The following is a 14,457-nucleotide window of genomic DNA, read 5'->3' on the forward strand; positions in this document are numbered from 1 at the left end:
CTCTCACGAGAAGCGGGGCTTTTTATTGCAAGCGCATCAAGCGTCGGTCTTGGCCGCCGCGTTGGCTGCTGCTTCTTTGACCAGCGTTTGCAGCGAACCATCAGCCGCCATCTCAACGATGATGTCGCTACCGCCGACCAGCTCACCGGCCACCCACAGTTGTGGGAAAGTCGGCCAGTTGGCGTATTTCGGCAGGTTGGCGCGGATTTCAGGGTTTTGCAGGATATCCACGTAAGCGAATTTCTCGCCGCACGCCATGATGGCCTGGGACGCCTTCGCGGAGAAACCGCACTGAGGAGCGTTTGGCGCGCCCTTCATGTAAAGCAGAATGGTGTTATTGGCAATCTGCTCTTTGATCGTTTCGATGATATCCATGGAACACCTCGGCTGGAACTTTGCGACTCACAGGTCGGCACGGTGGCGCATTGTAACGCAAAATTCCGGCGCAGTGCTCAAGCGGCTGCTACCTGCACAGGGACCCCGTTCAAGGCCGCATTGCCCGATAGCTCGTCCAGTTGCCGTTCGTCGGTCAAATCGTTGGCGCTCGCCCCTGGCTGCCCACTGGCGATCGTCATCTGTACCCCAGGACGCCCGTGGCCCCAACCGTGGGGCAGGCTGACCACGCCGGGCATCATGTCCAGGCTGGCCACGACTTCCACTTCGATCATGCCGATGCGCGAACTGACCCTGACCCGCTGGCCATCGCTCAATTGCCGACTGGCCAGATCATCCGGATGCATCAGCAATTGATGGCGCGGCTTGCCCTTCACCAGCCGGTGATAGTTATGCATCCAGGAATTATTGCTGCGCACGTGGCGGCGGCCGATCAGCAGCAGTTCGTCGGCCACTGGCGCCGGTTGCACGGCAAAGCGCGCCAGGTCGGCGAGGATCACTGGCGGCGCTGCCTGCACCTTGCCATCAGCGGTTTTCAAACGCGCTGCAAGGTTGGGTTGCAGCGGACCAAGGTCGACGCCGTGGGGATGATCCGCCAGCATGGCCACGGACAACTTGTGGCTGGATGCATCACCGTAGACGCCCGCACGCAGACCGAAATCAATCATGTGTGCCGGGGGCATCGTCGGCTTGAGCGCGACACCGTTCTGGGCTGCAAAGGCTTTGGCCAGGCCGACGAAAATCTCCCAGTCATGCAACGCGCCTTCCGGCTTGGGCAAGATCGCCCGATTGAAGCGGGTGACATTACGCACCGCAAACATATTGAAGGTGGTGTCGTAATGATCGTTTTCCAGCGCCGACGTAGACGGCAGGATCAGGTCGGCATAGCGCGTGGTTTCGTTGATGTAGAGGTCGATGCTGACCATGAACTCCAGCCCATCGAGGGCCTGTTCCAACTGCCGGCCGTTGGGCGTCGACAACACCGGATTGCCCGCCACCGTGACCAACGCGCGGATTTGTCCTTCGCCCTCGGTCAGCATTTCCTCAGCCAACGCCGACACAGGCAACTCACCACCGTACTCCGGACGCCCGGACACCCGACTCTGCCAGCGATTGAAATGCCCGCCACCGGTCGATGCCACCAGGTCCACCGCCGGCGTGGTGCACAGTGCACCGCCAACACGGTCCAGGTTGCCGGTCACCAGGTTGATCAACTGCACCAGCCAATGACAGAGCGTGCCGAAAGCCTGGGTCGACACGCCCATGCGCCCGTAGCACACGGCCTTGTCCGCAGCGGCAAAGTCCCGTGCCAACTGCCGGATCTGCTCGGCAGGCACCGCACATTGGCGGCTCATGGACTCGGCGGTAAACCCGGCGATGGCACGACGCACCTCCTCAAGGCCTTCAATCGGTAGATGGCTGTCGCGCGTCAGGTTCTCGCTGAACAAGGTGTTGAGCACGCCGAACAACAACGCCGCATCCCCACCGGGGCGCACGAACAGATGCTGGTCGGCCATTGCTGCCGTTTCACTGCGCCGTGGGTCGACCACCACCACTTTACCGCCCCGCGCCTGGATCGCCTTGAGGCGTTTCTCCACGTCGGGCACGGTCATGATGCTGCCATTGGACGCGAGCGGATTGCCTCCCAGGATCAACATGAAGTCGGTGTGATCGATGTCCGGGATCGGCAACAACAGGCCATGGCCGTACATGAGATAGCTGGTGAGGTGATGGGGCAACTGGTCTACCGAAGTCGCAGAAAACCGATTGCGCGTCTTCAACTGGCCGAGGAAGTAGTTGCTGTGGGTCATCAGCCCATAATTGTGCACGCTGGGGTTGCCCTGGTACACCGCCACCGCATTCTGCCCGTGCCGCGCCTGAATGCCTGACAGACGCTCAGCGACAAGCGCGAAGGCGTCTTCCCACGCAATCGGCTGCCAATCGCTGCCGACCCGCAACATGGGTTGGTGCAAGCGGTCGGGATCGTTCTGGATATCCTGCAACGCGACGGCCTTGGGGCAGATATGCCCACGGCTGAACGTATCCAGCGCATCGCCCTTGATCGAGGTGATCGCCAGGCTGCCATCGTCGGCTTGGGTGGTTTCCAGGGTCAGGCCACAAATGGCTTCACACAGATGGCAGGCACGGTGGTGGAGAGTCTTGGTCATGGCCAGTCTCTTTTATAGGGGCTTTGATCCCACTATGGGCCGCGACCGAGACGGGCGCCACCAACGTTCGTCCCGTGAATCGACCTGCATCAGGCCAGGCCATGGCCAAGCGTGAGCAAATGTTTCAAAACCCGGCGTACCGCCTCTGAAACCGACGCAGCCTGGCCTGCGCCCGCCCCCGCACGTTGCAAAAGGCCTCGGCGCCAGTGTACAAATGGCTCGCTGCTGTCTGGAAATAGTCTTCAAAAGCGCCTTGGCGCCCTTCTTGAACACCCTTAAAAACCGTAGCCCTATTGGTAAGACGCGACATTTAATTATAAGATCGCGCCTTCCCCTATTTCGTCGCCCCGTGCGGCTTTCGCCGCAGGTCTCGCCCGTTGTCACAATAAACAAGGCTTTGAGTATCTGCGGTCTGTTGCAAAAAGGTAGTTAATGATGAGCGCAAGGCACTTTCTCTCCCTGATGGATTGCACGCCCGAAGAGCTGGTCAGCGTGATCCGTCGAGGCATTGAGCTTAAAGACCTGCGTAACCGCGGCGTACTGTTCGAGCCTTTGAAAAACCGCGTACTCGGCATGATCTTCGAGAAGTCTTCGACCCGCACCCGCGTGTCATTTGAAGCCGGCATGATCCAACTGGGTGGCCAAGCCATCTTCTTGTCCTCGCGCGACACCCAACTGGGCCGTGGCGAGCCGATCGCCGACAGCGCGAAGGTGATGTCGAGCATGCTCGACGCCGTGATGATCCGTACCTTTGCCCACAGCACCGTGACCGAATTTGCCGCCCACTCCCGCGTACCGGTGATCAACGGCCTGACCGACGACCTGCATCCGTGCCAGCTGCTGGCCGACATGCAGACCTTCCTTGAACACCGCGGCTCGATCCAGGGCAAGACCGTGGCTTGGATCGGCGACGGCAACAACATGTGCAACAGCTATATAGAAGCGGCGATCCAGTTCGACTTCCAACTGCGCGTTGCCTGCCCGGAAGGCTACGAGCCTGACGCGCGCTTCCTGGCCCAGGCCGGCGACCGCGTGACCCTGGTGCGCGACCCGCGTGACGCGGTGATCGGCGCACACCTGGTGAGTACCGACGTCTGGACCTCCATGGGCCAGGAAGAGGAAACCGCCAAACGCCTGGCCCTGTTCGCCCCGTACCAGGTGACCCGTGCCCTGCTCGACCTGGCTGCGCCAGACGTGCTGTTCATGCATTGCCTGCCGGCCCACCGTGGCGAAGAGATCAGCACCGACCTGCTCGACGACCCACGCTCGGTCGCCTGGGACCAGGCTGAAAACCGCCTGCATGCGCAAAAAGCCCTGCTCGAATTCCTCGTTCCGCCGTCGTACCACCACGCATGAGCCAGCCATTACTGCTGAACCTGCGCAATCTGGCATGCGGCTATCAAGATCAACGGGTGGTACAGAACCTCAACCTGCACCTCAACGCCGGCGACATCGGTTGCCTGCTGGGCTCTTCGGGGTGCGGCAAGACCACCACGTTGCGTGCGATTGCCGGGTTTGAGCCGGTGCATGATGGCGAGATCAGCCTGGCGGGCGAAGTGATCTCCAGTGCCGGTTTCACACTGGCACCGGAGAAACGTCGTATCGGCATGGTGTTCCAGGACTACGCACTGTTTCCGCACCTCAGCGTGGCCGACAACATTGCCTTCGGCATTCGCAAGCATCCGCAAAAAGATCGTGTGGTGGCTGAGTTGCTGGAGCTGGTCAACCTGAAGAACCTCGGCAAACGCTTTCCCCACGAACTTTCCGGCGGCCAGCAACAACGCGTCGCCCTCGCCCGCGCTTTGGCGCCGGAGCCGGCCCTGTTGCTGCTGGATGAACCCTTCTCCAACCTGGACGGCGAGTTGCGCCGCAAGCTCAGCCACGAGGTGCGCGACATCCTCAAGGCACGCGGCACCAGCGCGATCCTGGTGACCCATGACCAGGAAGAAGCCTTTGCCGTCAGCGACCAGGTCGGGGTTTTCAAGGAGGGTCGTCTGGAGCAGTGGGACACGCCCTACAACCTCTATCACGAACCGCAGACGCCCTATGTCGCCAGCTTTATCGGCCAGGGTTACTTCATCCGTGGCCAATTGAGTTCGCCAGAGTCGGTCAGCACCGAACTGGGTGAGTTGCGCGGCAACCGCGCCTACACCTGGCCGACCGGCGGCGCGGTGGATGTGCTGCTGCGCCCGGATGACATCGTCTACGCCCCGGACAGCGCGTTGAAAGCGCGGATCGTCGGCAAGACCTTCCTCGGCGCGTCGACCTTATATCGCCTGCAACTGCCGACCGGCGCGCAATTGGAGTCGATTTTCCCGAGCCATGCCGACCATCAGGTCGGCGCGGATGTGGGGATCCGTGTGGCGGCCGAACACCTGGTGTTGTTCCAGGCCTCAGGCAGCACCGCCGCGCAGATTCCTCAAGCCGAATCCGGCGTCCGCCGCTACAGCCCGGTATAACGCCCGGTCATACCCGGCCAATTTCTGCGAATTTGGCCTGGGTATGTTCAGCCAGCACCGCCGCTGGCAGTTCAACCTCCAAGCCCCTCCTGCCCGCACTCACAAAAATCGTCACAAACGGTTGTGCTGTTGCATCGATAAACGTGCGCAGGCGTTTCTTTTGCCCCAACGGGCTGATGCCACCCAACAGGTAACCGGTTGAACGCTGCGCGGCCGCCGGGTCGGCCATTTCGACTTTCTTGACGCCTGCCGCTTGAGCCAGAGCCTTGAGGTCCAGACTTCCGACGACCGGCACCACCGCCACCAACAATTCGCCCTTCTCGCTGCTCGCCAACAAGGTCTTGAACACCTGTGCCGGGTCGAGGCCCAATTTTTCCGCGGCCTCCAGCCCATAGGACGCCGCCTTGGGGTCGTGTTCATAACTGTGGATACGATGTTCGGCGCGAACTTTTTTCAACAGGTCCAATGCGGGGGTCATGACGTCTCCGGGCGTGGCAAACAGATGGCCAATTCTAGGCCAAGCCCACACAAAACGCTCTAGTCCGCCCACTCTTAAGGTGCACACACAATGTGACAAGCGTGATCATTCACCAGACCAATAGTTTGAAAGTGACTAGCTGTTCACTTTCGACCTTTGACAGCCGTCATTCTTGTCTATATTTTTTCGTTTCCGAATACTGTAGGAATAGCCCCACAGTATTGAAGCAGTAAGCCGTGACCGGGATGGGGATCCTTGCCACGGTGAAAATCGCGCAACAATCCGTTGAGATTGTGCGCCAGACAAGAACAACAACTGAGGTTTTCCATGGCAACTGCTCTTCAACAGCCTTCACTTTCGAGCCAATGCATGGCCGAGTTCCTGGGGACTGCGCTTCTGATCTTCTTCGGTACAGGATGCGTCGCTGCGCTCAAGGTCGCGGGTGCCAGCTTTGGCTTGTGGGAGATCAGTATCATCTGGGGGGTCGGCGTCAGCATGGCGATCTACCTGAGCGCCGGGATTTCCGGGGCCCACCTCAACCCCGCCGTCAGTATTGCCCTGTGTATTTTCGCTGACTTCGAAAAGCGCAAACTGCCCTTCTATATCCTCGCCCAGATCGCCGGTGCCTTTTGCTCGGCGGCCTTGGTGTACACGCTCTACAGCAACCTGTTTTTCGATTACGAACAAACCCACCACATGGTGCGCGGTTCCCAGGCCAGCCTGGAATTGGCATCGGTGTTCTCCACCTACCCCCATGCGCTGCTGAGCACCGCCCAGGCGTTCCTGGTGGAAATGGTCATCACCGCGATCCTGATGGGCGTGATCATGGCCCTCACCGATGACAACAACGGCTTGCCACGCGGCCCGCTGGCCCCGCTGCTGATCGGCCTGCTGATCGCGGTGATTGGCAGCGCCATGGGCCCGCTGACCGGCTTTGCGATGAACCCGGCGCGGGATTTCGGGCCCAAGCTGATGACCTTTTTCGCGGGCTGGGGTGAAATGGCTTTCACTGGCGGCCGAGATATCCCTTACTTCCTGGTACCGATTTTCGCGCCGATCGTCGGCGCATGCCTCGGTGCTGCGGCCTATCGCGGGCTGATTGCCCGCCATCTGCCGAGCGCCGCACCTGCTATAGATGAAGAAACACCTGACACGGCTGTCAACGGCAAGACCCGTATTTCCTGATAGCGCCAGCCTGGGCACCTGCCCTTTTGTAGCCCAGGCTGATTACCGATTTTCTTATTTTCCAAGGCATTCGACATGACCGATATTCAGAATAAGAACTACATCATTGCCCTTGACCAAGGCACCACCAGTTCCCGGGCGATCATCTTCGATCGTGACGCCAACGTCGTCTGCACCGCCCAGCGTGAATTCGCACAGCATTACCCACAGGCTGGCTGGGTTGAACATGACCCGATGGAAATCTTCGCCACCCAGAGCGCGGTGATGGTCGAAGCCCTGGCCCAGGCCGGCCTGCACCATGACCAGGTAGCCGCCATTGGTATCACCAACCAGCGTGAAACCACCGTGGTGTGGGACAAGGTCACTGGCCGCCCGATCTACAACGCCATCGTCTGGCAGTGCCGCCGCAGCACCGAGATCTGCCAGCAACTCAAGCGCGACGGCCACGAGCAGTACATCAGCGACACCACCGGCCTGGTCACCGACCCTTACTTCTCCGGCACCAAGCTCAAGTGGATCCTCGACAACGTCGAAGGCAGCCGCGAGCGTGCGCGCAATGGCGAACTGCTGTTCGGCACCGTCGACAGCTGGCTGATCTGGAAATTTACCGGTGGCAAGACCCACGTCACCGACTACACCAACGCCTCGCGTACCATGCTCTTCAACATCCACACCCTGGAGTGGGATGCGAAGATGCTGGAGATCCTCGACATTCCGCGCGAGATGTTGCCGGAAGTTAAGTCGTCGTCCGAAATCTACGGCCGCACCAAGAGCGGCATTGCCATCGGCGGTATCGCCGGCGACCAGCAAGCCGCCCTGTTCGGCCAGATGTGCGTCGAAGCCGGCCAAGCCAAGAACACCTACGGCACCGGTTGCTTCCTGCTGATGAACACCGGCGACAAAGCCGTGAAATCCAAGCACGGCATGCTCACCACCATCGCTTGCGGCCCACGTGGCGAAGTAGCCTACGCCCTGGAAGGTGCGGTGTTCAACGGCGGCTCCACCGTGCAATGGCTGCGTGACGAGCTGAAAATCATCAACGACGCCCACGACACCGAATACTTCGCTGGCAAGGTCAAAGACAGCAACGGCGTGTACCTGGTGCCGGCCTTCACCGGCCTGGGCGCTCCGTACTGGGACCCCTACGCCCGTGGCGCGCTGTTCGGCCTGACCCGTGGCGTACGCGTGGACCACATTATTCGTGCCGCCCTGGAGTCGATTGCCTACCAGACCCGCGACGTACTCGACGCCATGCAACAGGACTCGGGCGAACGCCTCAAGGCCCTGCGCGTGGACGGCGGCGCGGTGGCCAACAACTTCCTGATGCAATTCCAGGCCGACATCCTTGGCACCCAGGTCGAGCGCCCGCAAATGCGCGAAACCACCGCATTGGGCGCCGCCTACCTGGCCGGCCTGGCGTGCGGCTTCTGGGGCAGCCTGGAAGAGTTGCGCGGCAAGGCAGTGATCGAGCGCGAATTCGAACCGCAACTGGACGAAGCAGCCAAAGAGAAGCTCTACGCCGGCTGGCAAAAAGCGGTCAGCCGCACGCGCGACTGGGAGCCCCACGAAGGCGCTGAATAAGCCAACGTCCGGTTGTAACTGGCAGGGAGCGGATTCCTGCGTCATCATGGGCCACTTTTGTATGGCAGCCCAAAGGACGCCCCATGAATCTGCCTCCCCGCCAACAACAAATCCTCGAGCTGGTCCGCGAACGCGGCTACGTCAGCATCGAGGAAATGGCGCAGCTGTTCGTTGTCACCCCGCAAACCATCCGCCGCGATATCAACCAGCTGGCGGACGCCAACCTGCTGCGCCGCTACCACGGCGGCGCGGCCTATGACTCCAGTGTCGAAAACACCGCCTACGCCATGCGCGCCGACCAGATGCGCGACGAGAAACAGCGTATCGGCGAAGCCATCGCTGCGCAGATCCCCGATCACGCCTCGCTGTTCATCAATATCGGCACCACCACCGAATCAATCGCCCGTGCGTTGCTCAACCACAATCACCTGAAAGTCATCACTAACAACCTCAACGTCGCCACCATGCTCAGTGCCAAGGACGACTTCGACGTGTTGTTGACCGGCGGTAACGTGCGGCGTGACGGTGGCGTGGTGGGTCAGGCGAGTGTCGACTTCATCAACCAGTTCAAGGTCGACTTTGCCCTTGTGGGCATCAGCGGTATCGATGAAGACGGTAGCCTGTTGGACTTTGACTATCAGGAAGTACGGGTTTCCCAGGCGATCATCGCCAATGCACGCCAGGTGATCCTGGCAGCGGACTCCAGCAAATTCGGGCGCAATGCCATGATTCGCCTGGGGCCGATCAGCCTGGTGGACTGCCTGGTGACTGATCAGCAACCGGTGCCGGCGTTGGTGCAGTTGTTGAGTGACCATAAGGTGCGGCTGGAAGTCGTCTGAGGCTCTCCACTTTTCACTGTGGCGAGCGGGCTTGCCACAGATGTGCCTTTAAGCCGACCATAATGTTCACAAATCTTCCTTTCCCAGCCCTTCGATGAGTTTTTTCAATCGAAGTCGACTGGCTGCGCGCGTGTTTATCAGCTACCATTTTCGAAAATGAACATTAATGTTCGAATTCCAAGACGAAAATTCGCGAGGCCAGCCGATGAACCCTTCCACCTTGCCTGCTCCACCGCTTGCCGAAGTCTATGACGTTGCCGTTATCGGTGGCGGGATCAATGGCGTCGGCATTGCAGCAGACGCAGCCGGTCGCGGTTTATCGGTATTCCTTTGCGAAAAGGACGACCTGGCCAGCCACACCTCGTCCGCCAGCAGCAAGCTGATCCACGGCGGCCTGCGCTACCTCGAACATTACGAATTCCGCCTGGTGCGCGAGGCCCTGGCCGAGCGTGAAGTATTGCTGGCCAAGGCCCCGCATATCGTCAAGCAAATGCGCTTCGTGTTGCCGCACCGCCCGCACCTGCGCCCGGCGTGGATGATCCGTGCCGGTCTGTTCCTGTATGACAACCTGGGCAAGCGCGAAAAACTCGCCGGTTCGAAAAGCCTCAAGTTCGGCCCAGACAGCCCGCTGAAAAGCGAAATCACCAAAGGCTTCGAATACTCCGACTGCTGGGTCGATGACGCCCGCCTCGTCGTGCTGAACGCTATGGCCGCCCGTGAAAAAGGCGCGCACATCCACACCCAGACCCGTTGCATCAGCGCCCATCGCAGCAACGGCATGTGGGAAATGAACATGGAACGTGCCGATGGCAGCCTGTTCTCGATCCGTGCCCGCGCACTGGTGAACGCCGCCGGTCCATGGGTCGCCAAGTTCATCAGGGACGACCTGAAGCTGGATTCGCCTTACGGCATCCGCCTGATCCAGGGCAGCCACCTGATCGTACCGAAACTCTATGAAGGCGCCCACGCGCACATCCTGCAGAACGAAGACCAGCGCATTGTCTTCACCATTCCGTACCTGAACCACCTGACCATCATCGGCACCACCGACCGCGAATATACCGGTGACCCGGCTGCCGTTGCGATCACCGAAGGTGAAACGGACTACATGCTGAAAGTGGTCAACGCGCACTTCAAGAAACAACTGAGCCGCGACGACATCGTCCACACCTACTCCGGCGTGCGCCCACTGTGCAACGACGAATCGGACAACCCGTCGGCCATCACCCGCGACTACACCCTGGCGTTGTCCGGCGGCAAGGGCGAAGCGCCGATCCTCTCGGTGTTTGGCGGCAAGCTGACCACGTATCGCAAGCTCGCCGAGTCGGCGATGGCGCAACTGGCGCCGTATTTCACCCAGATGCGCCCAAGCTGGACCGCCAAGGCCAGCCTGCCGGGCGGCGAAGACATGACCACGCCGCAAGCCCTGGCCGAGGCCATTCGCAACAAATTCGACTGGGTGCCGAGCGAGATCGCACGCCGCTGGTCCACCACCTACGGCAGCCGCACCTGGCGCCTGCTGGAAGGCGTGCAGTCGCTGGCGGACCTGGGTGAGCACCTGGGGGGTGGCCTGTATACCCGCGAGGTTGATTACCTGTGTGCCGAGGAATGGGCGACCCAACCTCAGGACGTGCTGTGGCGCCGTACCAAGCTGGGTCTGTTCACCACCCCGGAAGAACAGGCCAACGTGCAGCGCTACCTGTCCACCGTTGAGCAGAACCGCAGCAAGATCGAAGCGGCCTGACAGACCGATACTACAAAAGCCCCTGCGCCGAAAGGCTCAGGGGCTTTTTTTCGCATTCGGTTTTCCGAACACCACACTGCCGTCCATTCGGTTTGCCGGACCCACACCCCGAAAAAACGCCGTCATATAAAGTTAATTAGCATATAAATCATGGAGTTAACCTTTTATATCGGGCCTGGCACGACTCATGCTCTACACTCTTGGACGATTGCTTGGGACGCCTCAGGAGCCGTCACGGGCATTCGCTGTACAAGAGAGCCGTTTAGCCGGCTTCATAAAAAAAACAAATGTCGAGGAAGTATTGATGCGCATCGTTCCCCATATTCTGGGCGCAGCTATCGCTGCTGCTCTGATCAGCACTCCAGTTTTCGCCGCCGAACTCACCGGCACGCTGAAGAAGATCAACGACTCCGGCACCATCACTCTCGCTCACCGCGACAGCTCCATTCCGTTTTCCTACATCGCGGATGGTTCGGGCAAACCTGTGGGCTACTCCCACGACATTCAGTTGGCCGTCGTCGAGCAACTGAAAAAAGACCTGAACAAACCCGACCTGAAGGCCAAGTACAACCTGGTCACGTCGCAAACCCGTATTCCGCTGATCCAGAACGGCACCGCGGACCTCGAGTGCGGCTCCACCACCAACAATGCCGAACGCGCCCAGCAAGTTGATTTCACCGTCAACATCTTCGAAATCGGCACCCGTCTGCTGGTCAAGAAAGACAAGGATGGCAAGCCGTCCTACGCTGACTTCGCTGACCTGAAAGGCAAGAACGTCGTGACCACTGCGGGCACCACGTCCGAGCGCATCATCAAAGCGATGAACGCCGACAAGCAAATGGGCATGAACGTCATCTCCGCCAAAGACCACGGCGAGTCCTTCCAAATGCTGGAAAGCGGCCGTGCCGTTGCCTTCATGATGGACGACGCCCTGCTGGCCGGTGAAGAAGCCAAGGCCAAGAAGCCGGACGACTGGGTCATCACCGGTACGCCGCAATCCTTTGAAGCCTACGCGTGCATGGTGCGTAAAGACGACCCAGCCTTCAAGAAAGCCGTCGATGACGCCATCGTTGCCCTGTACAAATCCGGCGAAATCAACAAGATCTACAGCAAGTGGTTCGAGAGCCCGATTCCACCAAAAGGCCTGAACCTGAACTTCCCGATGAGTGAAAAGGTTAAGGAGCTGATCGCTAACCCAAGCGACAAGCCAGCGCCTGACGTAAAAATCTGATACCTGACTAAGCTTATCTCCTGAGGGAGCCAACCCTCCCTCAGGCGTCTGTTACTACCTGCTGGCTTTAATGTGGAACACTCGACCTGGCGGTTTTCGAGCCGATCGCGTGTGCCTGACGTTCACCGTCAGGCGGGAAAGGATCTTCCCCAAGCGGGTGCTTGTACATCGATCGATTTCGAGGGGAGACCCTAATGAATTACAACTGGGACTGGGGCGTGTTCTTCAAGTCCACTGGCGTGGGCAGCGAGACTTATCTCGACTGGTACATCGCCGGCTTGGGCTGGACCATCGCCATCGCTGTCGTGGCATGGATTATCGCCTTGCTGCTGGGGTCCATTCTGGGCGTCATGCGCACCGTGCCAAACCGCATCGTATCGGGCATCGCGACCTGCTACGTGGAACTGTTTCGTAACGTGCCGCTGCTGGTTCAGCTGTTCATCTGGTACTTCCTGGTACCCGACATGCTGCCGCAGAACCTGCAGGACTGGTACAAACAAGACCTCAACCCGACCACCTCGGCCTACCTGAGCGTTGTCGTGTGCCTGGGCCTGTTCACCGCCGCCCGTGTGTGTGAGCAAGTGCGTACCGGCATCCAGGCGCTGCCACGTGGCCAGGAATCCGCCGCGCGTGCCATGGGCTTCAAGCTGCCGCAGATCTACTGGAACGTGCTGCTGCCACAGGCCTACCGGATCATCATTCCGCCGCTCACCTCGGAATTCCTCAACGTCTTCAAGAACTCCTCCGTGGCGTCCTTGATCGGCCTGATGGAACTGCTGGCGCAAACCAAACAGACCGCCGAGTTCTCGGCCAATCTGTTTGAAGCCTTCACCCTGGCCACGCTGATCTACTTCACCCTGAACATGAGCCTGATGCTGCTCATGCGCCTGGTCGAGAAGAAAGTCGCAGTGCCCGGCCTGATCTCCGTGGGGGGTAAATAATGGACTTCGATTTCAGCGGCATCATCCCCGCTATTCCAGGCCTGTGGAACGGCATGGTCATGACCTTGCAGTTGATGGTCATGGGCGTGGTTGGCGGCATTGCGCTGGGTACGGTCCTGGCGCTGATGCGCCTGTCGTCCAGCAAACTGCTGTCGCGCGTTGCCGGCGCTTATGTGAACTACTTCCGCTCGATCCCGCTGCTGCTGGTGATCACCTGGTTCTACCTGGCGGTGCCGTTCGTGTTGCGCTGGATCACCGGCGAAGACACGCCGATCGGTGCGTTCACCTCGTGCGTCGTGGCTTTCATGATGTTCGAAGCCGCGTACTTCTGCGAAATCGTACGGGCCGGCGTGCAGTCGATCCCCAAAGGCCAGATGGCGGCGGCACAGGCGATGGGCATGACCTATGGCCAGACCATGCGCCTGATCATCCTGCCCCAGGCGTTCCGCAAGATGACCCCGTTGCTGCTGCAACAGTCGATCATCCTGTTCCAGGACACCTCGCTGGTCTACACCGTGGGCCTGGTGGACTTCCTCAACTCCGCCCGCTCCAACGGCGACATCATCGGCCGCTCCAACGAGTTCCTGATCTTTGCCGGTGTCGTCTACTTCATCATCAGCTTTTCCGCCTCGCTGCTGGTCAAGCGTCTGCAAAAAAGGTTTGCCGTATGATCTCTATCAAGAACATCAACAAGTGGTATGGCGACTTCCAGGTGCTGACCGATTGCAGCACCGAGGTTAAAAAAGGCGAAGTGATCGTGGTGTGCGGGCCGTCCGGTTCGGGCAAATCCACCCTGATCAAGTGCGTCAACGCGCTGGAACCGTTCCAGAAGGGCGATGTTGTAGTGGACGGCACCTCGATTGCCGACCCGAAGACCAACCTGCCGCAGCTGCGTTCGCGCGTGGGCATGGTGTTCCAGCACTTCGAACTGTTCCCGCACCTGACCATCACCGAGAACCTGACCATCGCGCAGATCAAGGTGCTCGGCCGCAGCAAGGAAGAAGCCACCAAGAAAGGCTTGCAACTGCTCGACCGCGTCGGCCTGTCGGCACACGCCCACAAGCACCCTGGCCAACTCTCCGGTGGTCAGCAACAACGTGTCGCGATTGCCCGCGCCCTGGCTATGGACCCGATCGTCATGCTGTTCGACGAACCGACCTCGGCGCTGGACCCGGAAATGGTCAACGAAGTGCTCGACGTGATGGTGCAACTGGCCCACGAAGGCATGACCATGATGTGCGTGACCCACGAAATGGGCTTCGCCCGCAAAGTGGCCGACCGCGTGATCTTCATGGACGCCGGCAAGATCATCGAAGACTGCCCGAAAGAAGAGTTCTTCGGCGACATCAGCGCTCGCTCCGAACGCGCGCAGCACTTCCTTGAGAAAATCCTGCAGCACTAAGCACTGCCCAGTTGTGGTGAAGGGCCCAATCCCTTT

General features: G+C 59.9%; 13 protein-coding genes. 10 read left to right on the forward strand and 3 right to left on the reverse strand.

Going from position 1 to position 14,457, the window contains the following annotated elements:
- Positions 1–36 precede the first annotated feature (36 nt).
- Positions 37–375 (reverse strand): Grx4 family monothiol glutaredoxin, encoded by a 339-nt coding sequence (gene grxD / locus HX823_RS20355; RefSeq protein WP_033896413.1) that lies wholly within the window; start codon positions 373–375, stop codon positions 37–39.
- A 77-nt stretch (positions 376–452) separates the two neighbouring features.
- Complete coding sequence (locus HX823_RS20360) at positions 453–2,561, reverse strand: molybdopterin oxidoreductase family protein (protein ID WP_177076307.1); 2,109 nt, start codon at positions 2,559–2,561, stop codon at positions 453–455.
- Positions 2,562–2,996: 435 nt separating this feature from the next.
- Between HX823_RS20360 and argF the strand changes: the two genes are divergently transcribed.
- A complete protein-coding gene (argF, locus tag HX823_RS20365) occupies positions 2,997–3,917 on the forward strand; it encodes an ornithine carbamoyltransferase (protein ID WP_038847844.1) in 921 nt (306 codons plus the stop codon).
- Positions 3,914–5,020 (forward strand): ABC transporter ATP-binding protein, encoded by a 1,107-nt coding sequence (locus HX823_RS20370; RefSeq protein WP_038847842.1) that lies wholly within the window; start codon positions 3,914–3,916, stop codon positions 5,018–5,020. Before argF ends, HX823_RS20370 begins: the two co-directional genes overlap by 4 nt.
- A gap of 7 nt (positions 5,021–5,027) precedes the next feature.
- Here HX823_RS20370 and ybaK read toward each other — a convergent pair whose 3' ends face one another.
- Complete coding sequence (gene ybaK, locus HX823_RS20375) at positions 5,028–5,498, reverse strand: Cys-tRNA(Pro) deacylase (protein ID WP_177076309.1); 471 nt, start codon at positions 5,496–5,498, stop codon at positions 5,028–5,030.
- Between the two features lie 327 nt (positions 5,499–5,825).
- Here ybaK and HX823_RS20380 point away from each other — a divergent pair, with 327 nt between their 5' ends.
- The 8 genes from HX823_RS20380 (at position 5,826) to HX823_RS20415 (ending at position 14,421) form a co-directional block, all read left to right on the forward strand.
- Complete coding sequence (locus tag HX823_RS20380) at positions 5,826–6,683, forward strand: MIP/aquaporin family protein (protein ID WP_177076311.1); 858 nt, start codon at positions 5,826–5,828, stop codon at positions 6,681–6,683.
- A gap of 75 nt (positions 6,684–6,758) precedes the next feature.
- A complete protein-coding gene (gene glpK / locus HX823_RS20385) occupies positions 6,759–8,264 on the forward strand; it encodes a glycerol kinase GlpK (protein ID WP_010212752.1) in 1,506 nt (501 codons plus the stop codon).
- 83 nt (positions 8,265–8,347) lie between these two features.
- On the forward strand, positions 8,348–9,103 hold the full coding sequence (locus tag HX823_RS20390) for a DeoR/GlpR family transcriptional regulator (RefSeq protein WP_038847836.1): 756 nt from the start codon (positions 8,348–8,350) through the stop codon (positions 9,101–9,103).
- Between the two features lie 205 nt (positions 9,104–9,308).
- Entirely contained in the window at positions 9,309–10,847 is a 1,539-nt protein-coding gene (glpD, locus tag HX823_RS20395; RefSeq protein WP_177076313.1) for a glycerol-3-phosphate dehydrogenase, read from the forward strand.
- Between the two features lie 304 nt (positions 10,848–11,151).
- The gene (locus HX823_RS20400) at positions 11,152–12,078 is read left to right on the forward strand and encodes a glutamate/aspartate ABC transporter substrate-binding protein (RefSeq protein WP_038847834.1); all 927 of its coding nucleotides are present in this window, start codon (positions 11,152–11,154) and stop codon (positions 12,076–12,078) included.
- A gap of 194 nt (positions 12,079–12,272) precedes the next feature.
- On the forward strand, positions 12,273–13,019 hold the full coding sequence (locus HX823_RS20405) for an amino acid ABC transporter permease (protein ID WP_010212762.1): 747 nt from the start codon (positions 12,273–12,275) through the stop codon (positions 13,017–13,019).
- Complete coding sequence (locus tag HX823_RS20410; protein ID WP_010212763.1) at positions 13,019–13,690, forward strand: amino acid ABC transporter permease; 672 nt, start codon at positions 13,019–13,021, stop codon at positions 13,688–13,690. The genes HX823_RS20405 and HX823_RS20410 overlap by 1 nt, the downstream gene beginning before the upstream one ends.
- Positions 13,687–14,421: an amino acid ABC transporter ATP-binding protein gene (locus tag HX823_RS20415; RefSeq protein WP_038847832.1), complete on the forward strand. Its 735-nt coding sequence runs from the start codon at positions 13,687–13,689 to the stop codon at positions 14,419–14,421. The genes HX823_RS20410 and HX823_RS20415 overlap by 4 nt, the downstream gene beginning before the upstream one ends.
- The last annotated feature ends 36 nt before the right edge of the window (positions 14,422–14,457 follow it).

Origin of the sequence: Pseudomonas sp. P7759, from assembly GCF_013386445.1 — a bacterium.
Lineage (GTDB): Bacteria > Pseudomonadota > Gammaproteobacteria > Pseudomonadales > Pseudomonadaceae > Aquipseudomonas > Aquipseudomonas azotoformans_A.

Excerpts from the sequence above, each read along its gene's own strand:
- HX823_RS20370 (WP_038847842.1), top strand. The coding sequence starts at position 3,914 with ATGAGCCAGCCATTACTGCTGAACCTGCGCAATCTGGCATGCGGCTAT.
- glpK (WP_010212752.1), top strand. The coding sequence starts at position 6,759 with ATGACCGATATTCAGAATAAGAACTACATCATTGCCCTTGACCAAGGC.
- HX823_RS20380 (WP_177076311.1), top strand. The coding sequence starts at position 5,826 with ATGGCAACTGCTCTTCAACAGCCTTCACTTTCGAGCCAATGCATGGCC.
- grxD (WP_033896413.1), bottom strand. The coding sequence starts at position 375 with ATGGATATCATCGAAACGATCAAAGAGCAGATTGCCAATAACACCATT.
- HX823_RS20400 (WP_038847834.1), top strand. The coding sequence starts at position 11,152 with ATGCGCATCGTTCCCCATATTCTGGGCGCAGCTATCGCTGCTGCTCTG.
- HX823_RS20415 (WP_038847832.1), top strand. The coding sequence starts at position 13,687 with ATGATCTCTATCAAGAACATCAACAAGTGGTATGGCGACTTCCAGGTG.
- ybaK (WP_177076309.1), bottom strand. The coding sequence starts at position 5,498 with ATGACCCCCGCATTGGACCTGTTGAAAAAAGTTCGCGCCGAACATCGT.
- argF (WP_038847844.1), top strand. The coding sequence starts at position 2,997 with ATGAGCGCAAGGCACTTTCTCTCCCTGATGGATTGCACGCCCGAAGAG.
- HX823_RS20360 (WP_177076307.1), bottom strand. The coding sequence starts at position 2,561 with ATGACCAAGACTCTCCACCACCGTGCCTGCCATCTGTGTGAAGCCATT.
- HX823_RS20410 (WP_010212763.1), top strand. The coding sequence starts at position 13,019 with ATGGACTTCGATTTCAGCGGCATCATCCCCGCTATTCCAGGCCTGTGG.
- HX823_RS20390 (WP_038847836.1), top strand. The coding sequence starts at position 8,348 with ATGAATCTGCCTCCCCGCCAACAACAAATCCTCGAGCTGGTCCGCGAA.
- HX823_RS20405 (WP_010212762.1), top strand. The coding sequence starts at position 12,273 with ATGAATTACAACTGGGACTGGGGCGTGTTCTTCAAGTCCACTGGCGTG.
- glpD (WP_177076313.1), top strand. The coding sequence starts at position 9,309 with ATGAACCCTTCCACCTTGCCTGCTCCACCGCTTGCCGAAGTCTATGAC.